This is a genomic window from Sulfitobacter sp. GN1-4 (genome assembly GCF_055693825.1).
The window spans coordinates 3280878-3307317 of record NZ_JBVFUQ010000003.1 but is presented as its reverse complement, the minus strand read 5'-3'; the positions used below and the strand labels follow the sequence as shown (position 1 = coordinate 3307317).

General features: G+C 56.9%; 28 protein-coding genes and 1 pseudogene. 16 read left to right on the top strand and 13 right to left on the bottom strand.

Features of this window, described 5'->3' with window-relative positions; genetic code table 11:
* The first annotated feature begins 3 nt into the window (after window positions 1-3).
* The 3 genes from ACZ1HM_RS16890 to ACZ1HM_RS16880 are packed head-to-tail and all read left to right on the top strand — an operon-like array spanning window position 4 to window position 2301.
* Window positions 4-687, top strand: a complete 684-nt coding sequence (locus ACZ1HM_RS16890) for a transketolase C-terminal domain-containing protein (protein WP_472743813.1) — start codon at window positions 4-6, stop codon at window positions 685-687.
* The gene (locus ACZ1HM_RS16885; protein WP_472743812.1) at window positions 684-1529 is read left to right on the top strand and encodes a transketolase; all 846 of its coding nucleotides are present in this window, start codon (window positions 684-686) and stop codon (window positions 1527-1529) included. The genes ACZ1HM_RS16890 and ACZ1HM_RS16885 overlap by 4 nt, the downstream gene beginning before the upstream one ends.
* Window positions 1522-2301, top strand: a complete 780-nt coding sequence (locus ACZ1HM_RS16880; protein WP_472743811.1) for an SDR family NAD(P)-dependent oxidoreductase — start codon at window positions 1522-1524, stop codon at window positions 2299-2301. The genes ACZ1HM_RS16885 and ACZ1HM_RS16880 overlap by 8 nt, the downstream gene beginning before the upstream one ends.
* Window positions 2302-2328: 27 nt before the next feature.
* Here ACZ1HM_RS16880 and ACZ1HM_RS16875 read toward each other — a convergent pair whose 3' ends face one another.
* The 5 genes from ACZ1HM_RS16875 to ACZ1HM_RS16855 are packed head-to-tail and all read right to left on the bottom strand — an operon-like array spanning window position 2329 to window position 7221.
* Window positions 2329-3426 (bottom strand): DUF917 domain-containing protein, encoded by a 1098-nt coding sequence (locus ACZ1HM_RS16875; protein WP_472743810.1) that lies wholly within the window; start codon window positions 3424-3426, stop codon window positions 2329-2331.
* Between the two features lies 1 nt (window position 3427).
* Window positions 3428-4210 carry an ABC transporter permease gene (locus ACZ1HM_RS16870; RefSeq protein WP_472743809.1) on the bottom strand — a complete coding sequence of 261 codons (783 nt, stop codon included), beginning with the start codon at window positions 4208-4210 and terminating at the stop codon, window positions 3428-3430.
* Window positions 4207-5052, bottom strand: coding sequence for an ABC transporter permease (locus ACZ1HM_RS16865; protein ID WP_472743808.1), 846 nt, complete (start codon window positions 5050-5052; stop codon window positions 4207-4209). The genes ACZ1HM_RS16870 and ACZ1HM_RS16865 overlap by 4 nt, the downstream gene beginning before the upstream one ends.
* Window positions 5049-6005, bottom strand: a complete 957-nt coding sequence (locus tag ACZ1HM_RS16860) for an ABC transporter ATP-binding protein (RefSeq protein ID WP_472743807.1) — start codon at window positions 6003-6005, stop codon at window positions 5049-5051. The genes ACZ1HM_RS16865 and ACZ1HM_RS16860 overlap by 4 nt, the downstream gene beginning before the upstream one ends.
* 55 nt (window positions 6006-6060) lie before the next feature.
* Window positions 6061-7221, bottom strand: coding sequence for an ABC transporter substrate-binding protein (locus ACZ1HM_RS16855; protein WP_472743806.1), 1161 nt, complete (start codon window positions 7219-7221; stop codon window positions 6061-6063).
* Between the two features lie 40 nt (window positions 7222-7261).
* Between ACZ1HM_RS16855 and ACZ1HM_RS16850 the strand changes: the two genes are divergently transcribed.
* The 3 genes and pseudogenes from ACZ1HM_RS16850 to terL all read left to right on the top strand — a co-directional run.
* Window positions 7262-8188 carry a LysR family transcriptional regulator gene (locus ACZ1HM_RS16850; RefSeq protein WP_472743805.1) on the top strand — a complete coding sequence of 309 codons (927 nt, stop codon included), beginning with the start codon at window positions 7262-7264 and terminating at the stop codon, window positions 8186-8188.
* Between the two features lie 344 nt (window positions 8189-8532).
* Window positions 8533-9129, top strand: a complete 597-nt coding sequence (locus ACZ1HM_RS16845; RefSeq protein WP_472743804.1) for a hypothetical protein — start codon at window positions 8533-8535, stop codon at window positions 9127-9129.
* Between the two features lie 777 nt (window positions 9130-9906).
* Window positions 9907-10368, top strand: a pseudogene (gene terL / locus ACZ1HM_RS16840) (phage terminase large subunit); the annotation flags it as partial.
* 395 nt (window positions 10369-10763) lie between these two features.
* On the opposite strand, the gene ACZ1HM_RS16835 reads toward terL, so the two are convergent.
* The 6 genes from ACZ1HM_RS16835 to pcaC are packed head-to-tail and all read right to left on the bottom strand — an operon-like array spanning window position 10764 to window position 15160.
* Window positions 10764-11813, bottom strand: a complete 1050-nt coding sequence (locus ACZ1HM_RS16835) for a 3-carboxy-cis,cis-muconate cycloisomerase (protein WP_472743803.1) — start codon at window positions 11811-11813, stop codon at window positions 10764-10766.
* Complete coding sequence (gene pcaD, locus ACZ1HM_RS16830) at window positions 11810-12595, bottom strand: 3-oxoadipate enol-lactonase (protein WP_472743802.1); 786 nt, start codon at window positions 12593-12595, stop codon at window positions 11810-11812. The genes ACZ1HM_RS16835 and pcaD overlap by 4 nt, the downstream gene beginning before the upstream one ends.
* Complete coding sequence (locus ACZ1HM_RS16825; RefSeq protein WP_472743801.1) at window positions 12588-13439, bottom strand: 3-oxoadipate:acetyl-CoA acetyltransferase; 852 nt, start codon at window positions 13437-13439, stop codon at window positions 12588-12590. The genes pcaD and ACZ1HM_RS16825 overlap by 8 nt, the downstream gene beginning before the upstream one ends.
* Window positions 13432-14052, bottom strand: a complete 621-nt coding sequence (pcaG, locus tag ACZ1HM_RS16820; protein ID WP_472743800.1) for a protocatechuate 3,4-dioxygenase subunit alpha — start codon at window positions 14050-14052, stop codon at window positions 13432-13434. The genes ACZ1HM_RS16825 and pcaG overlap by 8 nt, the downstream gene beginning before the upstream one ends.
* Window positions 14052-14780 (bottom strand): protocatechuate 3,4-dioxygenase subunit beta, encoded by a 729-nt coding sequence (gene pcaH / locus ACZ1HM_RS16815; RefSeq protein ID WP_472743799.1) that lies wholly within the window; start codon window positions 14778-14780, stop codon window positions 14052-14054. Before pcaH ends, pcaG begins: the two co-directional genes overlap by 1 nt.
* The gene (gene pcaC / locus ACZ1HM_RS16810) at window positions 14777-15160 is read right to left on the bottom strand and encodes a 4-carboxymuconolactone decarboxylase (RefSeq protein WP_472743798.1); all 384 of its coding nucleotides are present in this window, start codon (window positions 15158-15160) and stop codon (window positions 14777-14779) included. Before pcaC ends, pcaH begins: the two co-directional genes overlap by 4 nt.
* A 97-nt stretch (window positions 15161-15257) precedes the next feature.
* Here pcaC and ACZ1HM_RS16805 point away from each other — a divergent pair, with 97 nt between their 5' ends.
* Window positions 15258-16172: a LysR substrate-binding domain-containing protein gene (locus ACZ1HM_RS16805; RefSeq protein WP_472743797.1), complete on the top strand. Its 915-nt coding sequence runs from the start codon at window positions 15258-15260 to the stop codon at window positions 16170-16172.
* On the opposite strand, the gene ACZ1HM_RS16800 is transcribed toward ACZ1HM_RS16805, so the two are convergent.
* Complete coding sequence (locus ACZ1HM_RS16800; protein ID WP_472743796.1) at window positions 16163-17065, bottom strand: LysR family transcriptional regulator; 903 nt, start codon at window positions 17063-17065, stop codon at window positions 16163-16165. The genes ACZ1HM_RS16805 and ACZ1HM_RS16800 overlap by 10 nt on opposite strands.
* A 76-nt stretch (window positions 17066-17141) precedes the next feature.
* Here ACZ1HM_RS16800 and ACZ1HM_RS16795 point away from each other — a divergent pair, with 76 nt between their 5' ends.
* From ACZ1HM_RS16795 to nrtS, 9 genes are all read left to right on the top strand, one after another.
* On the top strand, window positions 17142-18152 hold the full coding sequence (locus tag ACZ1HM_RS16795) for a TRAP transporter substrate-binding protein (protein ID WP_472743795.1): 1011 nt from the start codon (window positions 17142-17144) through the stop codon (window positions 18150-18152).
* 68 nt (window positions 18153-18220) lie between these two features.
* Window positions 18221-18745: a TRAP transporter small permease gene (locus tag ACZ1HM_RS16790; protein ID WP_472743794.1), complete on the top strand. Its 525-nt coding sequence runs from the start codon at window positions 18221-18223 to the stop codon at window positions 18743-18745.
* The gene (locus tag ACZ1HM_RS16785) at window positions 18742-20127 is read left to right on the top strand and encodes a TRAP transporter large permease (RefSeq protein WP_472743793.1); all 1386 of its coding nucleotides are present in this window, start codon (window positions 18742-18744) and stop codon (window positions 20125-20127) included. Before ACZ1HM_RS16790 ends, ACZ1HM_RS16785 begins: the two co-directional genes overlap by 4 nt.
* An 18-nt stretch (window positions 20128-20145) precedes the next feature.
* A complete protein-coding gene (locus tag ACZ1HM_RS16780) occupies window positions 20146-20928 on the top strand; it encodes a coniferyl-alcohol dehydrogenase (RefSeq protein ID WP_472743792.1) in 783 nt (260 codons plus the stop codon).
* 112 nt (window positions 20929-21040) lie between these two features.
* On the top strand, window positions 21041-21826 hold the full coding sequence (locus ACZ1HM_RS16775; protein ID WP_472743791.1) for a nuclear transport factor 2 family protein: 786 nt from the start codon (window positions 21041-21043) through the stop codon (window positions 21824-21826).
* A 14-nt stretch (window positions 21827-21840) separates the two neighbouring features.
* Entirely contained in the window at window positions 21841-23343 is a 1503-nt protein-coding gene (locus tag ACZ1HM_RS16770; protein WP_472743790.1) for an aldehyde dehydrogenase family protein, read from the top strand.
* An 81-nt stretch (window positions 23344-23424) separates the two neighbouring features.
* Window positions 23425-24531, top strand: a complete 1107-nt coding sequence (locus ACZ1HM_RS16765) for an OsmC family protein (protein ID WP_472743789.1) — start codon at window positions 23425-23427, stop codon at window positions 24529-24531.
* Window positions 24532-24545: 14 nt separating this feature from the next.
* Window positions 24546-25322: an SDR family oxidoreductase gene (locus tag ACZ1HM_RS16760; RefSeq protein WP_472743788.1), complete on the top strand. Its 777-nt coding sequence runs from the start codon at window positions 24546-24548 to the stop codon at window positions 25320-25322.
* Complete coding sequence (nrtS, locus tag ACZ1HM_RS16755; protein ID WP_472743787.1) at window positions 25294-25560, top strand: nitrate/nitrite transporter NrtS; 267 nt, start codon at window positions 25294-25296, stop codon at window positions 25558-25560. Before ACZ1HM_RS16760 ends, nrtS begins: the two co-directional genes overlap by 29 nt.
* Before the next feature lie 4 nt (window positions 25561-25564).
* On the opposite strand, the gene ACZ1HM_RS16750 is transcribed toward nrtS, so the two are convergent.
* Window positions 25565-26404, bottom strand: coding sequence for a helix-turn-helix domain-containing protein (locus ACZ1HM_RS16750; protein WP_472743786.1), 840 nt, complete (start codon window positions 26402-26404; stop codon window positions 25565-25567).
* Window positions 26405-26440: the final 36 nt, after the last annotated feature.

Here is a 26440-nt window from a genome sequence, read left to right as displayed (position 1 = left end):
TGCATGGGTACCGGATCGGGCCCCGGCACCAACCGTGAAACGGGCCCCACAAATATCGCCATCGGGTTTACCCCCGGCATTGCGAACCCTGCCCGCATCCACCATCAAGCCGCTGAAGACCTTGGTATGGTGCGCGCGATCCCAAATGCGACGGTTATCGACCCGATGGACCCAACTGATTTTCGGGCGGCGGTGAATGCCGCCGTTGATCTGCCCGGCCTGACATATATCCGGGGACACCGTGGGGATACGCCCCGGCTGCTGGATCCGGACAAATTTACCTTTGAGCTGGGCAAGACCTATCAGCTTAAGACGGGCAAAGGCATAGGGATCATCTCCACAGGCCATGGCTCGCAATGGGCGCTGGAGGCGTCGGACCTGCTGACCCAACGAGGAGTGGATCACTCCTTACTGCATGTGCCGACGTTGAAACCGGTGAATGAAAAGGAAGTGGCGGATTTTGCTTTCGCCCATGACCAGATTGTGACGGTGGAGAACCATCAAGTTGTAACCGGTCTGGGCTCCTTGGTGGCCGAAATCGTCTCCGATGTTGGCGGCGGCCCTCGCATCACCCGGCTGGGATTGCCGAACCGATGGGCCCCCGGCGGCACAATGCCCTATATCCGCACCCAGCTTGGACTGGATGCAGAAAGCCTGGCGCAACGGATCGCAGAGGTGGCTCGATGAGACGCAAAACCACCGTTCTGGACCTGGAAATCCTCGCCGCTAAGATCCGCCGCAACGTGCTTGAGATCTGCCGACAGAGGGGCGGCTACGCAGCGCAAGGCGTCGCGTTGGCAGACATCGCGGCGGCGCTTTACTTTGACGAATTGCGCCCCGATGGGGACGGCTGGTTTCACGACCGCTTCGTACTGTCAAACGGGCACGACGCGATCATGACCTATGGCGCGCTGGCGGAAAGCGGTCACTATACGATGGACGATCTGCGCACGATCAACGCGGATGGGTCCTGGGTGGATCAAAGCCCCATTGAAGGGCAATTGGGGTTCGAGATGACGGCAGGCTCGCTTGGTCAGGGTCCCAGCCAGTCGGCGGGTCTGGCCTGGGCGCTGCGCCAGCAAGGGTCCGATGCGCGGATCTATTGCCTGTTCTCTGACGGCGAATTGCAGGAAGGGAACGTCTGGGAGGGGGCAATGTTCGCAGCCCATCAGAAGCTCGATAACCTGTGCTACATCGTTGATAACAACGACATGCAGGCGTCCGGCCATGCCGCTGACGTGATGGGCGTGGAACCTGTGGCGGAGAAATTTGAGGCCTTCGGGTTCAAGACGCGGCGGATCACTGGGACGGACATTGGCGAACTGCTAGCTACGTTCGAAGAGGCCCGTGCCACCAAGGGTAAGCCGTTTGTAATGATCTGCGACACGCGATTGTGGGACGGGATCGACAGCCTGCAAAAGGCGCTGCCAATGGCGCATTATTCCGCCAAAGGTGCCGTGGATTGGGATGCTGGTTTGGCTGAGATATCGGCGGTACTGGCGGCATTGGAAGCAAAGCGAAATGACTGACACGCCGCTCTCGGCGAAGGTGGCCGTTGTTACAGGTGCAGGTCGCGGCATAGGCAAATCCATTGCGCTGACCTTCGCTAAAGCCGGAGCGGATGTTGCGATTTGCGCCCGAAACGAGGCTGAGATTGAAGAAACAGCTGCTCAGATCAAAGCGCTTGGACGCCGCTGTTTTGCTGCCACTGTAGACCTTGCCGAACCGGGAGAGGTTGAGGCCTTCGCCCGCAACATCTTGGCCGAATTCAGCGCGGTGGACGTGCTGGTCAACAACGCTGGGGCCTACCTTGAGCGTGGTGCCTTCGTCGACAGCGACCCCGCGCTTTGGTGGAACACGATGGAAGTTAACGTGCGCGGCCCGTACCTGCTGACCCGCCGTTTGGTGCATGCGATGCCTCAGGGTGCAAAAATCATCAACCTGACGTCGGGCAAAGGCTATTCGGCAGGGGCCAATAGTAGTGCCTATCACGTCTCAAAGGCGGCGCTCAACATGCTGACCGACGGTTTGGCCAACGAGCTTTGGCAGCACGAGATTGAGGTGAACAGCCTTGTACCTGGCCCTACCGCTACGGCGACGTTCGACAACGCAAAGCTGGGAGAAGAGCGCAGCCCGGAGGCAATTCTATCTGCAGGTCCCGACGCACTGCCCAAGGGGTTGCCCGCATGGGAACGGGTCAAACACCCCGATGAGGTTGCGCAGATGGCGCTTCAAATGGCGACCTATCCCAAGGGAGGCCCAACCGGGCAGATATTCTCGCTCGCACGCCGGCCGATGTGATTTCTATGACGGAACAGCCAAGCTATCCTATTTCGCAGCAGAAATCGGCGTGCGGAATTCCGCGTCGATCCCAGCGTAGTTAGGTCCAAAGATAGACAGCCCGAACTCTGACTTGAACGGGTCTGGCGCGGGTAGGACGACCACTGTGATGTTCTGATCTGGATGCACGTCCGGGTTGGCGACAGAAAGGCCGGTGTCGGCATCAAACAGACAGATCAGGTCCGGGACGGTGGCATGCACAGCACCATCGATCCAACAGGCCATGTTTTCGTTCTTCACGCTGATGGCCATTGTGCCGCGCTCGCCCCGCAAGGAAATCTGGCCGATGGTAAAGCCCTGATCGGTCCTATAAGTGGCCTTAGACACTTTCCCGCGAAACAGCACGATGCCGTTCCCAGCATCCGCAACCCTTTGCGCAGGATCCTCGTTGGCGCTGATCGCCTTGCGGCAAATGCGGCCCAGATCGACCGCTTTGCTAATGGTTCCGGGGATCAGCGCGCCACGCAGCTCACGCATCGGCAAGGCATGATCAATCGCCGCGATGTTGTTGCGGCTGACGCGGGACAAGGCGCGCACCAGCGTTTCCGCCCGTTGATCATCCTTTACCTTATCCAGCAGGAAGGATTCGCCAAAATCGTTCACCGCATAGATCGGTGCGGCAGGCAAACCATTGAGGTAATAGGTCGAGTGCGTGATCTCAGGCACCGCACGCCCCGCGGGATCACCGTCAATGATCTTGTGCCCATTCATCACAGCGGGAAAAAACGCGGCGACCGTGTTGGAGCCGCCCAGCTCGCAGGGCGTCGTGCCATAAAACTCCTGCCCCAAATGGTCCTGAAATTCGGCGTAGGCTTGCAGCAGCGGATTGGTCTCGCATTGAGGCAACCCAGCATAAAGGCGTTCTTCTTCCGCGCTAAGCGGGCTGATCGCACCCAGAAGGTAGGGTGTGCAGATCAGCGCGTCGTCAGGGACATCGTCGATTGCGACCAGATCGAAAGACTTCCCAGCCTCCAAAGCCGACTTAATCATCGCGCGGCCTTCTTCGATATCGCCGCCCCCTCCCGCGCCAAGGATCACGGCACCGAGCAGCATGTCTTCCAGATCTTGAGGGGTCAGCGAACGCATTTCAGGTGTCCTTTGATGTGCCGAAAAGGGCGACGAGGTCGGTGATGCGCGACAGGATCAGGAGGATCGTCACGGTCAGCGCGACAAAAAGCATGGAGGCGGCTGCAACAACCGGCGAATAGCCATAGCGCACGTTGTTGAAGATCTTGATCGGCAGCGTTTCGACCACGAAGCCAGAGATCATGTTGGCGATCAGGTATTCGTTCACGCTAATGATCGCGACGAGGGCAAAACCGGTGACGACGTATGGCGCCACAAGGGGTAGGACGACTGTGCGGAATACCTGACCCGGCGTGGCCCCCATCATCTGTGCGGCTTCAATGACCTCATCCGTCAGCGCGGCAAAGCCCCGCGCAATGATGACCAGCGGTAAGGTCACAAAGAAGATGCCATGAGAGATGATCGTGGCCTCAATCCGACCATACCAGCCGACTTCTGCCCAGAAGAGGCTGGCACCAAGGGCCAGTATGATTGGGGGCAACAGAAACGGGCCGAGGCCCAGTGCAAAGGTCGCTTTTGCAAAGCCGGAGCCAGTGCGCCAGAGCACGTAGTTGATCGCCAGCGCGACCGAAGTGGCAATGACGCCTGCAATGACCGCAATTAGTAGCGACCGCCCAATGGCCGCCAGCCACTCCGCTTCGGTCAGCAGTTGGTGGTACCACGTGACGGATAGGGCGTCCGGCGGGAAAGAGATGTTCTTGGACGCTCCAATGGAAACGCCTGTGACAATCACGAAGGGGGCGATCAGCGCGGTGGCGATGAAAAAGAGGTAGAATTTCCTCATGCTGTCTGCCTCCGCGCCAGAAGGGCAGAGATGAGCAGCACGATAATCGTCACGATCAGCATGACCACGGCAAGGGCCGCGCCCAAGGGCAAGTTCGCATCCCCTAGCGCTTTGTCGGAAATGATCACGGTCATCGTCCAATCCTTGGGACGGCCCAGCATGGTTGGCATCACGAAGACCCCTAGCAGGTAGACGAACATCGTCAGCGTGACTGAGATCAGGCTGGTCTGGAAGGTGGGCAGCAAGACTTTGAAAAAGACCAGCGCAGGCGGTGTGCCAAGGGTTACGGCAGCCTCTTCAATGCTGCGATCCCGGCGCGCGACAGAGGGGTACAGGATCAGGGAAACGATCGAGAACCCAAGGAACACCAGACCGATCATCATGGCACCGAAGCTGGGGGACAGGGAACGCGGGTTCTGCCACAGCCCAATCCATTCAAGGAATCGCGGCAGGCCTGCGCTTTCGGACAGAAGGATCAGCCAGGCAAAACCGATGATCACCTCGCTCAGGCACATCAGGGACAACAGCAGGATGATCCAGAACAGCTGCCAACGGCGGCTGAGATCAGAGATGATGAGGACCAGGGGAAAGGCGAGCGCCACAACAAGCACCGCTCCTAAGGCAGAAGAATAGAGCGATCTGACAGAGACGGTGTAGTAAAAGCTGGAAAAGAACTTGGCGTAGTTTTCCCAGACGAAATCAGGCTTGTAAAAGCCCATCGGGTCAGGCTGGTAAAAGCTGACCACGATCATGAAGATCAGCGGGATCACAAAAAACACCGCCATGGCCGCAAAGGCCAGACCGCCCACGATCCGGGGGATCAAAGTGCGCCCTTCAGTCATCCGTTCAACGCCCAGGCTTTGTCATCATCCCATGACAGATGGACAGTCGCACCATCGTCAAAACTGGCACCAGCACCCGCGATTTCGCTTTGATGCAGGATCAGGTCACCGACCTTGATTTCGCGCTCCAGCAGTGCGCCCAGGCGACGTTGCCGCAGGATCTGTCCTTGCAAACCCGTCTGGCCCAGCCGAATGAATTCCGGTCGCACGGCAATCACGCGCCCCTGATCTTCGATGATGTTGTTGACACCGATGAAGCCCGCAACAAAGCGCGTGGCGGGATTTGCATAAAGCTCTTCCGGTGGGCCGGCCTGCTCAATACGTCCCTCGTTCATCACCACGATGCGGTCCGCCAGCGCCATGGCTTCGCGTTGGTCGTGGGTGACAAAAACGGTGGTGATCCCCAGATCGCGCTGGATGTGTTTAACCTCTTCCTGCATCTGGTCGCGCAGGGCGGCATCAAGTGCTGAAAACGGTTCGTCCATAAGAAAGACCTGTGGGGACAGGATCAGCGCGCGGGCAATCGCCACGCGCTGACGCTGGCCGCCGGACAGGGCCGAGACGGCGCGCTCTCCCAGACCGGAGAGGCCGACCATATCTAGCAGGGTCGCCACCTTTTGGGCCGTTTCACCAGCCGGTTTGCCTCGCAAACGCATGCCGTAGCCGATGTTGTCCTGCACATTCAGGTGCGGGAACAACGCCAGCGATTGAAACACCATGCCGATGTTACGTCGATGACAGGGGATCTGGGTCAGATCCGCACCGCCCAGCGTGATTTCGCCTTCGTCGTGGGTTTCCAACCCCGCGATCAGGCGAAGCAGTGTGGTTTTACCGCACCCCGATCCCCCTAACAGGCAAATAAACTCCCCATCCTCAACCGCGATGGAGATGTCCTTGAGCGCCTGATAGGTGCCAAAGGACTTGCGCAGGTTGGTGATGGTAAGTTCAGCCATGAATGCCCCCAAAGTCGCTAAAGCGGCAGGGCCTGATGGCCCTGCCAGTGGTCGATCACTGTGCGATCATTTCCTGATACTTGGTTTCTAGCCAGTCGCCTTCGCGCAGGTGGATATGTGTCTGCACGCGGATGGGGTCGATTTCGCTACCTACGGCTGCGAATTCCTCGTCTGTCAGGTCCATCGTGTCGCGCGGGACTACCGGCGTGACCCCCATTTTGCGCGCCATCAGCGCCTGCGTTTCCGGGCGGCTCATGTAATCGAGGAATTTCTCAGCCGCTTCGATGTTTTCGGAATCGCGCGGGGCCACCCAATAGGCATCAGAAACAATGCCACCTTCTTTGGGGAAGGTCGACGCGACAGGCAAGCCGTCCCAGACGGACAGCATCGTCACATCGTGGTAGTAGAGCCCTGCGTTCAGCTCCCCGTTTTCCAGCTGCTGCTGGAATTGGCCTTCGTCGCGATACCACAGGCTAACCTGCGGTTTCAGTTCAGCGATCTTGCCGATGACCTGCTCAAGACCTTCGCGGGTTTCCATGATCTCGACGCCATCAAAGAAGGTCGTTGCCGTCACTTCCAGCAGGCCGGAGTTCGGCGTTGTCACCACGCCCAGCTTGCCATCCCACTTGTCTTCCCACAGCTCTGCCCAGCTGCCGGGGGCATCTGGGGCGTAGTCCGTGTTGGTCACGAACGTGGTGTAAAAGGACAAAGCCCCAACCGCATAGGCGTTGCCCGCGTCATCCAGCTTCATATAGCCGTCCTTGAGGCTGCCCGTGCCCGGCATGTTTGCGGGGTTGAGCGCGGCCCATAAGCCAACCTCGTTGCCCCGGATCAGAACCTCATCGACAACCAGCGACAGATCAGCTGGCGCTTGCTTGGCGCGGGCCGCGGCCATGAGCTGCGTCATCCGTGCGGAATCCTCCGGCTGCGCGATGGAGTTGACCTTGATCCCGGTCTCTTCGGTGAAGGCTGGATAGATCTCTGCCGCGAGTGTTTCTTCGAAAAAGCCCCCCAGGCGCTGACAGTCAGCTCTTGTGCAGAAGCGGCGGATGCAAGCCCTAGGGCAAGGGCAGATGTGGCAAAAAGGCGATGTGGTGTCCCCATGGTTGATCTCCTGTTGATTTGACCTGTTCTTCGCAGCCAAGCTAGAAGCACGCAGAAAATCAGACCATATTGAATTGGTTATGTTTGCATAAGCTGATCGGCATGGGGGCATCAGGTGCCCTTTACCGGCCACGAGACAGGGGGGAACAGGTGTGAGACTTTCCGACATCGATCTGCGCCTGCTTCGCGTCTTTCAGGCAGTCGCGGCGGCGGGTGGGTTCGCTAAAGCGCAAAGCGTCCTTGGTATCTCCCAACCGGCGATCAGCACCCAGATTGCAAAGCTCGAAGACCGGCTGGGCCTGCACCTTTGCGACCGGGGGCCAAAGGGATTTGCCCTGACCGCTGAGGGGGAGCAGGTGCTGCGCGAGGTCGATCAGTTGCTTGATCAGATCGATGCCTGTGCGGCGCGATTGGATGCGATTGGCAGCCCTGCCACCAGACTTGTTCGGGTTGGCGTTGTGGATTCGATGGTAACAGACGCAAACAACCCTCTGATTTCTGTTCTACGGCATGCAAACGCCGAACACCCTGACCTGAAGATCAGCATCGGCATTTTCGACTATTTGGCTTGCCTTGAAGAATTGCGCGCCAACCGTCTCGACATTGCGATTGTCGGCATCGCCGGCAATGAGCAGGTACCGACAGAGACGGAAGCCATCCCGCTCTACCACGAAACGAGTTCTTTGTATTGCAGTCCGGATCACCCCTGCGCCTCCGTGAATGATGCGCAAGGTCTGCGAACTGCGCTGGCAAACACGCAGATCTCGGCACACAGTTTTGTCTTCAATCCAATCGACAAAGACCTCGATCCGATGCTGCTGGGGGATTACGACGGCGTCGCTCAGGATACGATCGAGTTAACAGCCTACCACGCGTTGTCATCGACCCATGTCGGTCTTTTGCCCGATCACTACGCAGCGCCGTGGGTGGGCACCGGTCAACTAGTATCGCTAGCCCCTTATCACGAAAAAATAGTGTCGATTTTTCACGGGTTGCGTATGCGATCAGCGCGGAAAGAAGCCGGGGTTGGGTGGTTTTGGCAGCAGCTTCAGTCTCGGGCATTGCATTGGAAGGGCTGACCGATTGACCCTAAAGTGACGCTTCCGCCACCGACCGGCGCGCCCGCTGGCCTGCGAACAGGCTGCACACCTGGGCAGGAACCGACAAGACCGCCTGTCTCAGCCCGTCCGCTTTGACCGTCAAAGTCGAAGCCAAAGGATGGTCTGTCCGTCGCATAAAGCAATACTGTGGCGTTGGGAGGTCTACGGCACCACGCCGCAATTGCAGCGGCCGAAGGGTATTGCCATCCGGTCAAAGGTGATCTTTGCAATGATCGCTCAACGCGGACGGATGCTCTGTATGGCGAACGATCGAGCGCGCTGGTGAGGACGCATTGGTTGGCACGGTCACTGGTCTCTACGACGTGCTCCGTTTTTTCTATCTCGGATATCGACGTCTGTTTGGTGTCATCACAGAAGGGAAAGAGCAAGAACGGCTGACCGCGCGCCAGAATATCCTTGATGCGCTGGAGCGATTGGCAGAGCTGGACCGGGAAACGGCCGAGCAGATCGCCGAGGAAGCTGTTGCCTATTTCGAGGCGCAGCACGCAGAGCTTGGATTGCTTGATCTTGAATACCGCATGGGCTTGACCAGTGAAGAAGCCTTGCTGCGCGCCTACGAAGATGTGGCTTACCTTGATGCGTCGGTACTTCTTGGCGGGACGGCCATGACGGTTGGCGCGGCAAAGCTCGGGATCAACTTGACCCGGCTGCGGCCGACAGCAGCTCTGACCGCGCTGCGGGCCGGTTGCACTCGGTTGGATGATATGATCAACACGCGCCGCCGCGAGGTCGATGCGCTCGTTACGCGCCGTTTTGCAGAGTTGGGGGCCCAGGGGCATGGGCCAAAACGTCACGAAGGAGCGGTGACACGCCAGATGCTTGAGGATCGGGTTATGCGTGGTTTCGATCCGATGACAGGAAGCAGGACAGATGGCGCGACCGGCGGCACGCCCCCCTGAGCCGCAGAGCGACAAGAATAACCCGCGAAGCAGATTTCGTTGCTGCTGAAGCGTTTAGTCGTAGATCTTCAGAGTATCGATCTTCTAGAGATGCGGTAATTTCTCTGGTCGGGAGTGGTCGACCAAGGTTTGAAGTTGTCCTGCCTATCGAGGATGTTCTTGGCCCTGACTATGCACGCGCAGTTGAAGGGGTAAGAAGGTTAGGTAGTTTCAATAACCCCCAAGGAATCGTGCCGATTGATTTTAGTGGTGGGCCGCTGAAAGCTGTCTATGAACTTACCCCAGACGGGGAGCCGGTTTTGTTTAAATTCTTTCCGATCGGGGGAACCTGATGACCCGCATCGATCTTAGAACCGAAGCGTGGCTGACGGATATAGGGCTGTATTGCGGAGGCAACACATATGACCCAGAAAGACTACGACAGGTCACCGCAGAAAAATCCGAGTGGTCTGAACGCCTGAAGCGCAACTTTGAGCACGTCCTAAACGCGCGACAGCTCAATGCCCTAGATTATGAAGAGCGGGTCGATGTTGAGTTTGCAAGTGACGAAGGCTCTATGCCTACCTTCAGCGGCTGTTCGCTTATCTTTTTACGGGCGGTCTGTTTCCGTCATGGGATTAAGACGGCATGGTGGTTGATCAGCGAACCCAGGCATGACTTGATGATATGTTCATCTGTGGCGGAGGCGATGTATCCGGACCACCCCAACTTAGGGAAGCGACGGATACGCGCGGTGAGTGGGGGAGGATCAGACGGTAGCCCTGCTGGGATACCGCTTCCAAGGCTGAAGAGAGCAATGACTACTCTGTATGCACGACATGGTTGGTCAGGGGCGGTTCGGCGTGGTTAATTGACCTCTATAGAGCAAAGTTGGAGTTTCCTGCACTTCGTCGGCAGATCGAACGCCGGGCTCAGAAACATGACGCCAAGTTCGTTCTCATTGAGGAAGCGGGATCTGGCATTCAGCTCATCCAAGATCTCAAATCCAGCACCCGCCTTTCCGTCAAAGGGATTATCCCAAAGGATGACAAAGCAACGCGTATACTTGGGGTCTCGCACATGATCGAAGCGGGCAGGATTGCAGTTCCAGCTTCAGCGCCTTGGCGCGCAGACTTCCAGCGTGAAGTAACTCTGTTTCCCTCTGGCAGGCATGACGATCAGGTCGACAGCCTGTCACAGTTCCTGAAGTGGTTTGCCCGCCCTGCGCGAAAGACAAAGGTGGGACCGCTGCCATTTTGAACAGGTTAGCCGGTGGTTTGAATATATGCTGCAAGCGCTGGTTCCGAGAGAACAAGCCCAGGCAGTGCTTTGCATGACAAACCTCCGGCTTAAGTCCTCGAGTGCCAGGGCCGCTTTGCAGACTTCGCATCTAAGCAATGAGGTTACACGATTGAAATCTGGTTTGGGCCGTTTGCAGGTCTCGTGCCTGATTGCAGCGAACGGCCGGCTCCAGTCCATGGCCACCTCGAGTGTTTATTCAGCAATCGGGGGAAGGGCGGAGGGCAGATGTTCGCTGCTGGTGCTAAAACTGCGATCAAAGCTAGTCGAAGCGGACATTCAGATGTTGCCAAAGATCGTCTCCGCTAAGTATGGAAGTCGCATTGGTGTGCTAAAGCGTTCATCGTAGTTGACTTTCAAGTCTTCTGGCCAATCTTCTCGATCGAATTCAAGATATCCAAACCTATGCTAAGCGCTCGCCCTGTGGTGACGGCCATATGTGGCAAGATCATCCATTCGATCATCCAGGCCGATCCTGATCGCTCCTGCTCGTGAACCAAAGCTTGATGCAGACCGGTAATCTGGGTCGAATTGAATCTGGCCAAGGTTATGAGCAATTCGGCAAGGATAGGGTTTGACTTGTGAGGCATCGCGGAGGATCGACCACCGCCCCGGAGCGTCACCTCGTCAATTCCCTGTTGCGCCATCAGAGCGATGTCCTGCCCGAGCTTTCCGAGGGATCCCGTCACCAGCGATAGACGTCCGGCGTACTCCGCTATGCCCGTTCGATCGGTATGCCAGACAGGTCCCGCTGCGAGTCCAAGCGCATCGGCGATATGGGTTGCAATGCGGTCTCCGTCTTCGCCGAAGCCATGTCGGATTCCAACTGCGCCGCCAAGCTGCAGACGCTCGACGCGAGGTTTCAGCGCTTCCAGACCGGCAATGTGATCTTTGAGAGGTCGCCGCCAGCTTACGATCCGGTCGGAAACGTTGATCGGTAAACCCGCCTGCATGCGGGTCCGACCCATCAAGGGTGCATCCCCTTTCTCATCGGCCAATTTGGCAAGGCCTCGGTCCAGCACTTGCAGCCTGTCGGTCAACACGCGTGACACCTGTCTAAGCGTGAGCGACAGCGCCGTATCAAGAACATCTTGCGATGTGGCCCCGGTATGAATTGCAGTCTCGTTCCCACCTGCCTTCCCACGAAGCTGGCGCACAAAATCTGGGATCGGTACCCCATCACGGAGCGTGGCATTTGCGAGGGAGGGAATGTCTATCGTCGCGTTTTGGACCGTTTCGGCGGCTTCTCGTCCCTCTTCAGACGGAACACGCCCGCAAGCTGCCAGTGCATGCGATAGCGCCACCTCGAAGGCCCGGTAATGTTCAAGCTGCGTGTCAGCACACCAAAGTTCCTCGACCTCGGGATCGCCAAAGAGTGCGCCTAGCCAAGGGTGATCGAAGATCACGCCAATGACTCCATCTGATTGCAGAGGAGTGCCGCCAGTTGATCGGGCACCTCGATGCAGGGTAAGTGACCGACATCGTTAAGGCAGACGTAATCTGCACCGTGGATGAGGTCAGACATGGTTCTCACGATTTCCGGCGGCGTTGCCCTGTCTTCAGTACTGGCGACGCTGAGGGTTGGACAGGTCAGGCGGCTGGTCGTTCGGGTCAGGTCGGCATCCCGGATTGCGGCGCAAACCGCGCGGTATCCGTCCTTTGGCGTTCGGGTGAGCATCATACGATATCCTGAGACGAGATCGCGGCGTACGTCTCGGAAAGTCTGCGCAAACCAACGGTCGAGGATGCCATCAGCCATTTCTTCAAGGCAGGACTTATCCAGTGCTGCGATCCGCTCGGCCCAGATTTCTGGGGTGCCAATTCGATGGCTCGTATTGCAAAGCGCGAGCCCGGCTACGAGATCAGGACGCGCAGCCGCCAGAGCCTGTGCGATCATACCGCCGACCGAAACACCGCAGATCATGGTATCGCGGAGGCCCAGCTCGTCCATCAAAGATGCCAGATCGGACGCGAAGTCGGCCATTGATAGAGCACCCGCCTCCGACAGGCCGTGACCAGACTTGTCGTAGGTCAGGATCGGAGTGTCAGGGGGAAGGCCCTCGATCACTCTGTCCCAAATGCGCAAATCTGTTCCCAGCGAATTGGCGAAGACCAACGCCCGGCTTCCCGATCCCGGACGAAAACGGTAGTGATGAAGTCGGCCATTCGCACGCAAAAAGTCAGGCATGCACGGCTCTTGTGGATTGCTTAAGGCCTAGAATTCGGCGTGCTTCCGTCGAGGTGGCGACAGGGCGGTCATGCTTGGCGCAAATCTCTACAACCCGTTGCACCAGAGCTGCGTTCGATGGTGCCAGTGAATTGCGATCTAGCCGTACGTTGTCTTCAAGTCCCGTGCGTGCATGGCCGCCTGACGAAATCGACCATTCATTCAGCGTCAATTGTTGTGCTCCAATTCCGGCAGCGCACCACGGCGTGCCTTCGCCAAAAAGCCGGGCGACCGTTCGGATGTAGAAGTCAAAGGCCTCACGGTTGACCGGCATGGCGTTCTTCACACCCATGACGAATTGAACATAAGGGGTGTCTGCGATCTGACCGTTGGCAAACATCTTGGCGGCCTGAAAAATATGCGACAAATCGAAAGCCTCGATTTCGGGCTTCACGTCATAGGTCCGCATCTCGCCTGCCAGCCAATCAATCAGCTCCGGTGAGTTTTCGTATACCCGCGTTGGAAAATTGGTTGATCCGACGGACATCGAAGCCATGTCGGGACGGAGTGACAGCATTTTCCCTCGCTCCCGTCCTGCACCGGATCGCCCGCCGGTCGAAAACTGGATGATCATCCCGGGACAATGTCTTTCCAAACCCTCCTTGAGGCGCTCGAATTTTTCCGGGTCAGAGGACGGGGTTTGGTCATCATTGCGCACGTGTGCGTGGCAGATTGAGGCTCCGGCCTCAAAAGCTTCCTGCGTGCTTTCGATCTGTTCAGAGACCGAAATTGGCACTGCAGGATTGTTGGCCTTGGTTGGCAATGAGCCTGTGATCGCCACACAGATGATGCAGGGGCTAGACATCGAAGAAGACCGTCTCGTCGCCGCCCTGAAGACGGATATCGAAGCGGTAAACAGGCATACCGTCGCGCTCGGTCCGTTCTGCGATCAGCGTGCCGCGACGGTTTTCCCATTCGATCAGATTGAGCACCGGATCTTTCGCATTAGCCGCGCTTTCGTCGCCAAAATACATCCGGGTGTTGAGGCCGATATTGATGCCACGCGCAACGAGCCAAAGGTTTAGGTGAGGTGCCTGTTGTCCGACGTTGCGGCCCTGCGTAGGGCCCGGTTTAATCGTATCAAATCCCCATTCGCCGCTTTCGAAATCGGTAATCACGCGGCCCCAGCCACGAAATCCGTTCTCGACATCGCCACCACCCTCGGGGTGGGCATAGTTGCCTTCGGCATTCGCTTGCCAGACTTCAAGAAGCACGTCCTTAATCGGTGCGCCCATGCCATCGATCACCCGGCCCTCGACGCGGATTTGTTCACCCTTGGCATTCAGGCCAATGATGTCGTGGCCAAGTTCCTGTTCATAAATATCGAAGCCTGCGGCACCCGGGGCGAGGCCGATGTGTACGTAAGGACCGGCGGTCTGCGAGGCCGACTCTTTAAGATATTCGAGTTTCTGAACCATCAGTTCCCCTCCAGACGGTTTTCAAACAGCGTTGAGCGACGGCCGCGGAGCACGATGTCAAACTTGTAGGCAATAGTGTCGAGTGGAATGGTCGCATTCAGGTCGAGTTTCGCCGTCAGTTGCTCGATGGCGTCCTGATCAGGAATCGTTTGTACGATGGGGCAGATCGGGATCAGCGGATCGCCCTCGAAATAGCATTGGGTGATGAGCCGCTGCACGAAACTAGACCCGAACACGGACACATGTATGTGGGCGGGACGCCAATTGTTGACCATGTTGCGCCACGGGTATGCACCGGGTTTCACGGTGCGGAAATAGTAATACCCGTTCTCGTCTGTCAGTGTCCGCCCGCAGCCACCGAAGTTCGGATCAATCGGAGCAAGATAGGTGTCCTTCTTGTGCCTGTACCGTCCGCCGGCGTTGGCCTGCCAGATCTCTATCAGTGTGTTTGGTACGGGCCTTGCGTTCTCGTCCAACACTCGCCCATGCAGGATGATCCGCTCACCGATCGGGCTTTCATCTGCCTTGGCGTAGTTTGTCAGCAGGTCATTGTCACCGGGGTCGATGTCATTGTGACCAAAGCGGGGCCCAGTGATTTCGCTAACTGAGTTCTGCAAAGAAATGAGCGAATAACGAGGGCTGCGCGCCACGGATGTCTTGTAGTCAGGTGCGAAGGCTGGGGGATGGATGCCGCGGTCACGCATGAAGTATTCTCCGGGCTGGCTCATTGGTTCTTCTCCATCTCGGAATAAGTCGCTTTTGCAAGCTTGATCGCATGGTTGGCCTTGGGAACGCCGGCATAGATGGCCACGTGCTGGAAAGCCTGCATGACGTCGGCCTTGCACGCGCCGGTGTTGGCCGTGGCACGGATATGCATCGGGATTTCCTCGAAGTTTCCGGTCGCGGCCAGCAAGGCGAGTGTCAGCATCGAACGTTCGCGTCTTGAGATGCTGTCATCTGCCCAAACGGTGCCCCATGCGCCTTCGGTGATAAGCGACTGGAAGGGGGCATCGAAGTCAGTCTTCGCCGCCTCTGCGCGGTCGACATGGGCGTCGCCAAGGACCGCGCGCCGCGTTGCCATCCCCTTTTGCACCCGTTGATCCAACATGACATTCCCTCAGCGATACTTTGTTGAGAGTGGGGGGTATATTGCCTTATAGGTGTTTAATATTGATAATTCGAGCAATATACATAATCGGTGTGATATGAATTGGGATGCAAATCTTCAGCTTAGGCACGTCCGTACCTTTTTGGAGATCGCGCGGGCAGAGAGCGTATCAATCGCAGCAGAGCGCCTCAACATCACCCAACCGGCCGTGTCCCGAAGCCTGAAAGAGCTTGAAGAAATGCTAGGCGCGCCGCTCTTTGACCGTGTCGGGCGAGGGCTCCGCCTGAATGAAGCAGGGCGGGTCTTCCAGTCCCACGCAAGCGCTTCCATGGTGGAATTGATGCGAGGTCGCGACCGTTTGGCCAAAGACGGTGATCTGACATCGCGACTTTCCATTGGGGTTCTGCCCACGGCAGCGACGGATCTCCTGCCACGGGCTGCACTTTCGTTTCGCGAGGAGATGCCGCAAGTCCGTTTGCACATTCTAACAGGCCCGAATTGGCTCCTGTTCAATCAACTTCGAGATGGGGCGCTCGATTTGGTCGTTGGCCGAATGCCAGAAAGGGATGCCGCGACCGGAGTTTCTTTCCGACAACTTTATATCGAGGACGTCATTCTTGTGGGCCGGTCCGGGCATCCGATTTTCGAGCGAAGCAATCCAGAAGATCACATCTCAGATTTCACTTTGATCCTTCCGCCCCGCGGGGCGGTCATTTCCCAAACCGTTGATAGATATTTGGCAAGTATCGGTTTGCCTGAGATAAAAGGCGCATTTGAGACAGTCGCTTTGCCCGTTGGCCGCAAAATTGTCGGCCTTTCGGACGCGCTGTGGTTTATCTCACGCGGCGTGGTCGCGGATGAAGTGGCCGCAGGAAGCCTGTGCGCAGTCGAACTCACATCGCCGCTTTTGTCCGGTCCCGTCGGTGTTAGCGCTGCGCGGTCAGCACCCATCAGTGTCGCGCGAAGTGTTATGACCGAAGCTCTCGTGGCTGTTGCCCGATCTCAGAGTTGATGCATCCGAATGACGTTCTGAATTTGGTCTCTGAGCCATCGGTGTGCTGGATCGTTCGTGGAACGTTGATGCCAGACCATATAGATGCTGATTGGTTCTGTAGCAAAAGGAAGATCGGCCATCGCCAAAGGGCTCAGCGACGTTTGCTGCATGAACTCGAACTGAGTGGTAATGAGGTCTGTCCCGAGAAGGAAAGGTGGGATCCCGGCGAAGTTCGAAACAGAGACTTTTGCTTTCGGAAAAGAGGAAAACTCCGTAGTTTCTATGACTTCCTCCGCAGATCCCCCAAGTGCAAAGTGAACTGTCACGTGATTGGCATTTAGATATTCGTCTAAAGTTGCTGGCGGATTACGACGGGCAGGATCATAAAACACCTTCATGTTTCCAGAGAACAGCTTTCGCTGCATGAGGTCAGGTGCATCAGGTGGCAGCGGCGTCAGGATCAGATCGCACCGCGCGTCGCGCAGAAGGCCAACACTCGGAACGCCTGATGGGCGAAGCTCCATGGTTAAGTCAATTGACTCAGCCCAAGCGTTGTGAAGAAGACGCGGAAAAATCAAATCGCGCTGCATGTCGTTGGCGGCGATAACAAAATGCATCTTTTCCGAGCGGGGATCGAACGGTCGCAGGTTAGTGAGCGACTGTAGACGGTCAAGAACTTCGAGGACCGGCACCTTCAAGGAAATTGCGGTCTCTGTGGCTGCTAAGCCCTGTCCGGAGCGGACAAAGAGTGGATCGCCGAGGATTGTACGTAGTTTGTTAAGTGCGTGACTGACGGTTGATTGGGTCACCCCTAGACGCTCGGCTGCCAAGGAAACGGATGACTCCTCGAGAATCATCAAGAATGTCCGAAGGAGCTGCCCATCCAATCTTTCGAAATCGAAATCTTTCATAACCCTTATCGAAACGCATCGATTTATCGAATGTCAATCCTCCAATAGGTTTGAGAGAATATTTAGGGAGGAAACCATGAAACTGTCATCCATTCTCGGAGCAGCCGCACTCGCAGTTGCAGCGGCTTTGCCCGTTAAGAGCTTCGCTGAAGAGCTATCAGTCGCCAATTTTGTGCCGCCCCAACACCATACGAACGCGGTACTATTTAAGTGGTTTGCTGAAGAAGTCGCCGAGCGCTCCGGCGGATCGCTGACTGTGAAAGTATACCCGGCAGGCCAGCTTGGTGCCGGTCCTGTACAGCAATACAAGCGGGCAGTTGAAGGGGTAGCGGACATTACCTTTGGCCTTCAAGCCTACACGCCTACAATTTTCCCGAAGTCCATGTTGATCATCCCACCCGGTAAGGCGACCAACGCCGCCGAAGCTACCGAACGCCTGCTTGCGGTCTACGACGAGCATCTCGCGGATGAATACGAGGATGTGAAACTTTTGGGCATCTTCACCACCGCTGGCAATGTCTGGGCAGCTACGCGTGATGTGTCGACCATGGAAGGGTTGGATGGCGCGAAGATGGTACCCTATGCGGCTATGACAACGCCCATTGTCGAAGCCCTTGGTGGTGTGCCGGTCCAAATGCCGGTTACTGAGATGTACACTGGGCTTTCGACTGGTACCATCGATGCGACGACGGCGACTTACAACAACATCACCCCGCCCTGGAACTTCTGGGACGTGTCATCGCACCTTGTGACGAATGTTCCAGTGCAACATGCGGTGTTTTTTGTTGCGATGAACAAGGAGCGTTACATGGGGCTGAGCGATGAGCACCGCGCCATTATCGACGATCTGGCCGGCGAGACATTCTCGATGCAGGGCGCTGCCAGCTTTGATGGTGCTGATGCAAAGTCGCTTGAGATGATGCAATCCGCCGACCAGATGACAAAAGTGACTCAGGCGGAAGTAAGCGCCGAGGAGCGGGCCAAGATGGACGCGGCCGTCGCTGCGGGGCTGGAAGTCATCTTTGCGGAATACGAGTCGCGCGGGATCACAGATGCCCGCACTGTGTACGACGCAATCAATCAGTAATCTCCCTGGGGGCGGCCTTCGGGCCGTCCGCGCTTTCTTCGACATCTAGAGACAATTGGGAGGCTTTTATGTCGCGTCCTGCATACCTTGCAGCGCTTGATGGCGTGCTGACCGGTGCCGCCTTGTTGATCGGCGGAACAATGCTGGCCTTCATGACGATCTTCGGGACGATCAACGTCTTGGTCATGCGCAAGCTTCTCAACGCTCCGATCCGAGGCGCTGAAGATCTGATGATCCTGTCTCTTGTCATTCTGGTCGCGATTGCAATTCCCTTCGGAGGGCGGGTTGGAGCGCATATCGAGATCGAAATTCTCGAATCTCGCATGTCTGTTGGCTTCGCAAAATGGTCGCTCTTTGTGGTTCGCATAGTCTGCGGTGCCCTGATGCTTTTGATGGCATGGGAGCTTGTTGTTGCTGGCCAGAACGCCACGAAGTTTGGTGAAACGACACAGCAGCTCCTGATCTCATACGAACCCTTCTACTACCTCCTTGCCATCTGCGTTGTGGTCTATGCCCTTGTCTGTGCGTCCGATGCGTTGCAACTCGCGAAGACAGGCAAGATCACGCAGATCCCGCTGGGGGACATGCTATGATCAGCATGACTGTTCTGGGCATTCTGGGGCTTGTCGCACTGTTCGTGTTGCTCGCCCTACGGGTCCCGGTTGCCTTGTCGATGATCCTTGTGGGTGTCGTCGGCACCATTTTGGCGACGGCCAACCGCTTCTTGCTACTGGGCATGGCGTCTGATCAGGCATGGTCGCGTGGGATCAAGACGGCCATGTCAAACCTATCGGGCGAGACCTTTGAGGCCGCATCGAACTACAACCTGCTCGTGATCCCGATGTTCGTATTGATGGGCAACCTTGCTGGCGTCTCGGGCATGTCGGCGGATCTGTTTGGGGCCGCTTACCGCTGGATGGGGCATCGAAAGGGCGGGCTTGCCTCTGCAACGATCGCAGCTTGCGCAGGATTTGCGGCGTTATCGGGGTCGTCCTTGGCTGCGGCGATAACCATGGGGCGGGTAGCACTGCCTGAAATGAAGAAGTTCGACTATTCCGATAGTCTTGCGACAGGCTCTGTCGCGGCAGGCGGCACACTTGGATTTCTAATCCCGCCTTCGGGTGGAATGATTATCTATGCTGTGTTGACTGAGCAAAGTATCGGGCGGCTTTTCATGGCTGGCGTGATCCCTGGCATTTTGATGACGTTGCTCTTCATCGGTGCGATCTACTTCACCGTATTGCGCAAACCGGACGCAGGACCACCGGGCGAAAGAGCGGCATGGCCTGAACGTCGCGACGCGCTTCTTGCGGCGCTGCCTTTCATCGCTGTGGTCGGGATCACGATCGGGGGCATGTACACTGGTTTCTTTACGCCTGTTGAAGCGTCTTCGGTTGGCGCGTTCCTGACCCTTCTTGTCGCCATTTGGCGACGCTCCCTGAATGGAAGGGCGATCCGAGAAGTCATCCTTCAAACGGTCAAGGCGTCGGCCACTGTATTCATGATCATCATTGGGGCCTTCATTTTCATTCCGTTCATGTCGTTGACTGAAGTTCCAAGCCAACTGGTCACACTGATGACGGCATTGCCAATTGGTGACTATGGAGTGCTGCTACTAATCATCTTGATCTACATGTTCCTCGGCATGTTCCTTGAAGGAATTGCCATGCTTGTGCTGACGATACCGGTGGTGTTGCCGATCATTGCAGCACTGGAATTCGGGTTCGATCCCGCAATGGCCGACATGAAGATGATCTGGTTCGGCATCATCGTCGTGATCGTGCTGGAGATGGGCATGATCTCACCACCGGTGGGACTCAACGTCTTTGTCGTGAAGTCTATCGCGCCGGGCGTGCCAATGGGACAGATTTTCCGCGGCATCTGGCCGTTCTGGTTCGCAATGGCGCTGATGTTGATCCTGCTGATGCTGTTTCCGCAAATCGCAATTTTCCTACCACAAACAATGGTGGGTTGACCCTGGGAGGTATGAACAATGCATGAGGGCAAAACTTATATCGTGACCGGGGTCGCCTCGGGAATTGGTGCCGAAACCGCGCGACTACTGAAGTCGGAAGGGGCGTCCGTTGTCGGTGTGGATCGGAATGAGGCGAGCGATGTCGACGCCTTCTTCCAGGCAGACCTGAGCGATCCCACCTCAATTGATGAGCTGGTCGCCCAGCTACCGGAAGGGGCCGATGGGCTCGCGAATATTGCTGGCCTGCCGCCGACGGCCCCCGCGCCTTTGGTCATGAAGGTGAACCTTTACGGGCTACAAAGATTGACCAATGGTCTGGTTCCAAAACTGGCCGACGGGGCGTCTATTGCCAATTTGGGATCACTTGCAGGCTTCGGATGGCCAAATGCGGTAGATCAAGTGAAAGCCGCGCTTTCAGTTTCGCTCGATAAGGACGTAGATGCGTTTTGCGATGCGCAGGGGCTGAATGACGATCAAACTGGGCGCAATTACTTCTTATCGAAAGAGGCCTTGATTGTTTGGACGATGCAGAACCGTTGGACGTGGCGGGACCGGAACATCACCATGAACTGTGTCAGCCCCGGGCCCGTTGACACACCCATCCTTGGTGACTTCATCCAAACGTTAGGGGAGCGGGCCGAAGAAGACATGAAAGTCATGGATCGTCCCGGTACACCTCAAGACGTCGCACCTGTCGTGAGCTTTGCACTGAGCAAAAACGCCAAATGGTTCCGCGGGACCAATCTCACGGTCGATGGCGGCATGTCGAGCCACATTCTATCGAATATTCAAGGGTTCTAGGTTTGGGCAAGCGGTCCACCTGGAGGACTGCCTATTTCGGCTAGACGGCGCAAACCGGCTAACATTCACATTCACCTGCGTTGTTGTACTCAGGGATCAAGGGAGCAAAAAGGTGGCAACCTCGAAAATCGAACATGCGAAGGGCCTCTACTTAGGCGGCATTCGTGACGGAAAAATCTGGGATGCGCTCAATGCACATACCGGCGACCGCTATACCCAACACTCGACAGGTGTCGCAGACGGCAAAGAAGGCTTTGCCGAGTTCTTCGGACCGTTCCTCGAGCGCAATCCGGATCGTGACATTCAAGTCGTTCGGGAAATTGAAGATGGCCCTTACGTTTTTCTTCATGTCTATCAAAGCCTTGGCAACGGGGCGGCGCAATGGGTCACAGGCGATCTTTTCGACACAGACGAAAATGACAAGGTCATCGAGCATTGGGACGTTATTCAGGAGTTTGCGACCGAAACTGTGTCCGGTCGCACCATGGTCGATGGACCAAGCGACATTGAAGATCTGGACGAGACAGACGCAAACAAGGCCAAAGTCCAAGAATTTTGCGATGTCGTTCTGGTCGGTGGGCAATTTGACCGAGTGACGGATTTCATCTCGACCACCCAATACGACCAACACAATCCCGCAGTGGGTGATGGATTGGACGGGTTCGGCACATGGGCCGCAAGCCTGGCCGAGCAGGGCCTCGCGATGCGCTACTGGAAAGTCCACAAGTTGATCGGACAGGGCAATTTCGTTGTAACGCTCAGCCACATGCAGATGGGCGACAGCCACTACTGTGTCTTTGACATCTTCCGTCTGAAGGAAGGGCTGATCGTCGAGCACTGGGACATCATGGAGAAAATCCTGCCGCCAGAGCAATGGAACAACCAAGGTAAATTCTAGGGAGCGGCCAAGCCATGAGCAATATGGATCACGTCATCACAACTGAGATTGTTATCAACGGGGAAGTTCGGCCAGCTTCGGATGGTGCCGTCTACGACCTTTTTAATCCGGCTCGGCCAAGCGAACTGGTCGGCCATGCCGCTGCTGCGACGAAGGAAGACATGAATGCGGCCGTTGAGGCAGCACATGCTGCATTTCCTGCATGGGCTGAGCTTGGATTTCAGGCGCGGGCCGAAAAGCTGCGCGAGATCGCCAAGGCTCTGACCTCTGACGAGGATGACGTCAAATACCGCTCGCGACTGTTCACACGCGAGCATGGCAAGATTGCCCGCGAGACGCTGCTTGAGATGTCGCGGCTGGGCGATCGGTTCTTGCAGGCTGCTGCCTATGGCGAACGCATGGCCATTGATGAGGTGATGGGGCCAGCGAAGGTAGGTCCAAAGTTCGACACGGTGGTCATGCGTCAACCGCGTGGCGTGGCGGCTTTGATTGTGCCTTGGAACTGGCCGCTGTCAATTCTGGGTGCGAAGCTGCCGCAAGCTCTGGTGACCGGGAACACGGTGGTTGTGAAACCGTCCGAAGACAGCGCCATGGCGCCAGTTCTGACGTTGCAGATCATCGCGGACATGCTTCCACCGGGCGTGGTGAACATCATTACCGGCGACGCGAAACAGATTGGCGACACCCTGACGGGGCACCCGCTGGTGCGCATGGTGAATTTCACTGGTTCGGTTGGCGTCGGCAAGCATGTCATGAAAGTCGCTGCGGACAACCTGACCCCTGTAACTTTGGAACTTGGCGGCAATGATGCAGCCATTATCCTAGAAGACGCGGACTTGAACGATGACGTCTTTACCAAGATGTATTGGGGAGCCTTTGGCTCTTCGGGCCAGATCTGCATGGCGATGAAGCGGCTATATGTGCACGAAAGCCGGTACGATGATGTGGTTGATGGCTTTACGGCCGCCTGCGAGCGGGCCGTGGTCGGCGACGGCCTGTTGCCGGACACGACTATGGGGCCGGTCAACAATGCGCGGCAGTTCAAGGTCGTCACTGACATGATCGCCGAGGCGCGTGCCAAGGGCGCAGACCTTAAGGAATGCGGTCAAGTGCCGGACGAAGATCTGTATAACGGCGGAGGCTACTTCCAGAAACCGGCCCTTGTCTATGACGCGGACCCATCGCTTTCGATGGTCCGGGACGAGCAATTCGGGCCCTGTTTGCCGATCATGAAGTTCAAGACCGAAGACGAAGCGATCGCTGCCGCAAATGACAGCATTTTCGGTCTCTGCTCATCGGTATGGACCGAGGATTCGGAGCGGGCGATGCACCTCGCCCGGCGGATTGAGGCCGGGTACACCTATGTCAACGGGCATGGGCCGATGGCTCAGGATGGCCGCGGCCCGTTTGGTGGTTTCAAACACAGCGGCATTGGCAGAAATCTTGGATATGACGGCGTGCTGGCCTTCGCAGAACCGCATTCGGTATCTGCGCCGGCAGGTTTTCTGGTGGAGTAAGAAATATGGGAAAACTCCGGAAAAGATATCATCGGAACCAGTGGGCTGGCGCCGTTTTTCGAACTGGTGAACCCAGATGAGGTGTCCATTGACGCGCCGGAAAATCGCAAGGGCGACGCTCTGAGGACATGGGTGCGCTCGCTGAGCGGTTTTCAGAAAGAGGCGTTTGTGCGGTCGGCGCAGACCGGACGCACTTGGCGGCTGGTGTCGGACGAAGGTCCATATCTGAACGGACATGACGCAGCGCCTTGTCCGCTGGCGTTTCTGTCAACCGGAATGGCGGCCAGCTTTATGAACGAGATTCTGGCGCTGGCCAAAATTCAGGGCGTGGAGATCCGCAAACTGAAGCTGATCCAAGACAATTACTACACGATGCAGGGCTCTATGCCCAAACGCACGATGGTCGGCGGGGCTGAGAACATCGACCTTCAGGTTGAGATCGACTGTGATCTTGAAGATGCAAAGTTGAATGAATTCCTGATCAACGCGACCTATGCATCGCCCTTGAATGGTCTGATGCGGGGCAAGCTGGAAAGCCTGTTCAAACTGGGCAAGAATGGCGTCGAACTGGCAACCGCGAAGGTGTCGGAGCTCGACGCGCCGCTGTTTCCCGATCCGGGCAATCACTTTGCAAAGGCAAAGGCGAAACCCAGTGATCAGGAATTAATGTCCCCTGTGGGTCCAACACCAATGAAAGACGTGGTTCTCGGAACCACGACGGGCGGCTCTTCACTGTCCGAAGAACAAAATCGGCGGCTCAACATCGGGGCGGTGGCCATCTTGCGCGAAGACGGCATCAAGGAAATCCAGCAGATGCAGTATTCACCCTATGGCACATCGTTTAAATTCCTGTCGTCTGAAGACGGGCGTGCGCCGGATGCAAACTCTCTGATTTCGGCAGGCATTGGCTTTTGCTTCATGACACAGTTTGGGCGGTTTGTTTCGATGCTGAAACTTGATCTGCCCGACTACCGGATTGTGCAGGACACCCATTTCAGTCTTGGCGGCGCATCGGGCGGAACGGGCAAGGCGGGAGAGGCCGACCCGATTGAAACGCATGTCTATCTCGAAACATCTGAGAGCGATGAAACCGCGCAAGAGATGCTCGATATCTCAGAGCAGACCTGTTTCCTGCACGCGTTCTGCCGAACGGATCTGAAGACAAAGCTGAAAGTCGTAAGGGTCTAAGGGAGCAATCGATCATGAAAATCGCGTTGACGGGCGGCGCCACCGGTATAGGCGCGGAGGTTGCCAAAAAGCTGTCGTCGCAGGGCCACGAGGTCACGGCGTTCGACATCTCTGAGCCGGGCGAAGGGGTTGCGTGCTGGATCAAGACAGATTTGAACGACCCAGCGTCGATCCGGGCCGCCATAGACGCTGCGGACGGCCCGTTTGATGCTTTGATCAACAATGCAGGGCTGCCTCCGCGTCAAGGGTTGGAAGCGGTGATCCTAGGTGTCAACTTCTTTGGATTCTGCAGCTTCTTGAACGGAATGCTCGGCAAGCTTGGCGAGGGGGCCGCGATTGTGAATGTCGCATCCCGGGCCGGGGCTGCTTGGCGCGACAACCTTGAAGAGGTCAAGGCATTGATGGGCGCGTCTCACGAGGATGCGGCGGCCTTTATCGAGGCGCGCGAAATCGATCATGTCCGTGCCTATAACCTGTCCAAAGAGGCTGTAATTGCGTTTACACTGGCCGAGACGGAAGCCATGATCTCGCGCGGTTTCCGGATGAATTCGGTCAGTCCGGCTGCTGTGAGCACGGGGATTCTTGACGATTTCACGGCGGCTTTTGGCGAGCGCGTGGCCAAAAACATCGCGCGAGCAGGTCGCCCTGGTTTGCCAGAAGAAATCGCAGATGTGATCATATACCTTGCCTCAGAGCAAAGCGCGTGGATCAAGGGGCAAGACATCGTCATCGATGGTGGCATGGGCGCGATGGCCATGACGGATGCCCTCGGTCTGCAAGATGGGCGCTAAGCCAGGTCCAACATTCCTGCAGATCGCGGTGGATCGCTCTGTCAGGAGGCGGGCATTCAGGATCGCGCTTGTCGTTGGATGCGTGCTTGCCCTTATCAATCATGGTGACCGGCTCCTGACTTTGAACCTAGACGGCATGTCTATCGCAAAGATCGCTTTGACGTTCCTCGTACCCTATTGCGTCTCGACCTATTCATCAGTTCTCGCCGTTCGTGAACGCTTGCAGGCCTTATCGTGAGCGTTCACGCCAAGATCGGCGCTGCGATCCCATTTTTGTCGAGAGCAACTCCAATGCGCGCCGAAGTCTTCTGCAAATCTTCCAACGAGCCTGCGGCGAGCACGTCCTCGAGCGACATTTCTTCTGCCATCCACAGCAAACTGATCGACCCATGCACACCTGTTTTTGAAAGGATCGGAACGGCAATCGCACCGAGTTCAGGACCAGGATCAAAGGGGGCTTGCCAGTAATTTGGTTCACGCAGTCCGAAACCCTGCTTGCGCGTTCTGGCGATTTCGTCTTCGAACTTGCCGGTCTCGATCCAGAGCATGTCTTCTTTCGTTCCACTTTTTAGGATGGCCCGAAAGTGACGGTCGCATAGAGCGTCACTTGAAAAGGCCAAAATAGCACGGCCATGCGCGGACATCACCATCGACGGTCTGATCCCAAGGGCGGTTCGGGTCAGCGCCATTGGACCACGCAGACGCGTGCTTTCAACGATTTCGATGCGGCCTGGGCCGACAAGTGTGCAGAGATCTGACGGCCATCCCGCCTGACGGCTCTTCAGGTCCAATAGGTAAGGAGCAGACAGTTCGGCAAGGGGATGTGCACGTGCGGTCTCGCTCAACAGATTGCCAAGCGAATGCGCCAATTCATAGCGACCTTCGACGATATTGCGCCGGACCCATTTCCTGTCTTGCAAGGTTAAGAGGATGCGCAACAGGGTCGGGTTGCTTAGCCCAGAGGCCTTGCGCAGATCGGCTAGCGTCATTTGCCCCTGCTGTGACAGCAGCTCCAGGACATGGAGACCACGGTGCAGGGCTCTTATTGGCTTTGAAGAGCCTTGCGTTTCGTTCTCTGTCATCGGTCCACCTGGTGGACCCAACATTAGGTCAGGGCG

Excerpts from the sequence above, each read along its gene's own strand:
- ACZ1HM_RS16890 (WP_472743813.1), top strand. The coding sequence starts at position 4 with ATGGGTACCGGATCGGGCCCCGGCACCAACCGTGAAACGGGCCCCACA.
- ACZ1HM_RS16885 (WP_472743812.1), top strand. The coding sequence starts at position 684 with ATGAGACGCAAAACCACCGTTCTGGACCTGGAAATCCTCGCCGCTAAG.
- ACZ1HM_RS16880 (WP_472743811.1), top strand. The coding sequence starts at position 1,522 with ATGACTGACACGCCGCTCTCGGCGAAGGTGGCCGTTGTTACAGGTGCA.
- ACZ1HM_RS16875 (WP_472743810.1), bottom strand. The coding sequence starts at position 3,426 with ATGCGTTCGCTGACCCCTCAAGATCTGGAAGACATGCTGCTCGGTGCC.
- ACZ1HM_RS16870 (WP_472743809.1), bottom strand. The coding sequence starts at position 4,210 with ATGAGGAAATTCTACCTCTTTTTCATCGCCACCGCGCTGATCGCCCCC.
- ACZ1HM_RS16865 (WP_472743808.1), bottom strand. The coding sequence starts at position 5,052 with ATGACTGAAGGGCGCACTTTGATCCCCCGGATCGTGGGCGGTCTGGCC.
- ACZ1HM_RS16860 (WP_472743807.1), bottom strand. The coding sequence starts at position 6,005 with ATGGCTGAACTTACCATCACCAACCTGCGCAAGTCCTTTGGCACCTAT.
- ACZ1HM_RS16855 (WP_472743806.1), bottom strand. The coding sequence starts at position 7,221 with ATGCCCCCATGCCGATCAGCTTATGCAAACATAACCAATTCAATATGG.
- pcaD (WP_472743802.1), bottom strand. The coding sequence starts at position 12,595 with ATGCCTGACTTTTTGCGTGCGAATGGCCGACTTCATCACTACCGTTTT.
- ACZ1HM_RS16825 (WP_472743801.1), bottom strand. The coding sequence starts at position 13,439 with ATGTCTAGCCCCTGCATCATCTGTGTGGCGATCACAGGCTCATTGCCA.
- pcaG (WP_472743800.1), bottom strand. The coding sequence starts at position 14,052 with ATGGTTCAGAAACTCGAATATCTTAAAGAGTCGGCCTCGCAGACCGCC.
- pcaH (WP_472743799.1), bottom strand. The coding sequence starts at position 14,780 with ATGAGCCAGCCCGGAGAATACTTCATGCGTGACCGCGGCATCCATCCC.
- pcaC (WP_472743798.1), bottom strand. The coding sequence starts at position 15,160 with ATGTTGGATCAACGGGTGCAAAAGGGGATGGCAACGCGGCGCGCGGTC.
- ACZ1HM_RS16805 (WP_472743797.1), top strand. The coding sequence starts at position 15,258 with ATGAATTGGGATGCAAATCTTCAGCTTAGGCACGTCCGTACCTTTTTG.
- ACZ1HM_RS16800 (WP_472743796.1), bottom strand. The coding sequence starts at position 17,065 with ATGAAAGATTTCGATTTCGAAAGATTGGATGGGCAGCTCCTTCGGACA.
- ACZ1HM_RS16795 (WP_472743795.1), top strand. The coding sequence starts at position 17,142 with ATGAAACTGTCATCCATTCTCGGAGCAGCCGCACTCGCAGTTGCAGCG.
- ACZ1HM_RS16790 (WP_472743794.1), top strand. The coding sequence starts at position 18,221 with ATGTCGCGTCCTGCATACCTTGCAGCGCTTGATGGCGTGCTGACCGGT.
- ACZ1HM_RS16785 (WP_472743793.1), top strand. The coding sequence starts at position 18,742 with ATGATCAGCATGACTGTTCTGGGCATTCTGGGGCTTGTCGCACTGTTC.
- ACZ1HM_RS16780 (WP_472743792.1), top strand. The coding sequence starts at position 20,146 with ATGCATGAGGGCAAAACTTATATCGTGACCGGGGTCGCCTCGGGAATT.
- ACZ1HM_RS16770 (WP_472743790.1), top strand. The coding sequence starts at position 21,841 with ATGAGCAATATGGATCACGTCATCACAACTGAGATTGTTATCAACGGG.
- ACZ1HM_RS16760 (WP_472743788.1), top strand. The coding sequence starts at position 24,546 with ATGAAAATCGCGTTGACGGGCGGCGCCACCGGTATAGGCGCGGAGGTT.
- nrtS (WP_472743787.1), top strand. The coding sequence starts at position 25,294 with ATGCCCTCGGTCTGCAAGATGGGCGCTAAGCCAGGTCCAACATTCCTG.
- ACZ1HM_RS16750 (WP_472743786.1), bottom strand. The coding sequence starts at position 26,404 with ATGACAGAGAACGAAACGCAAGGCTCTTCAAAGCCAATAAGAGCCCTG.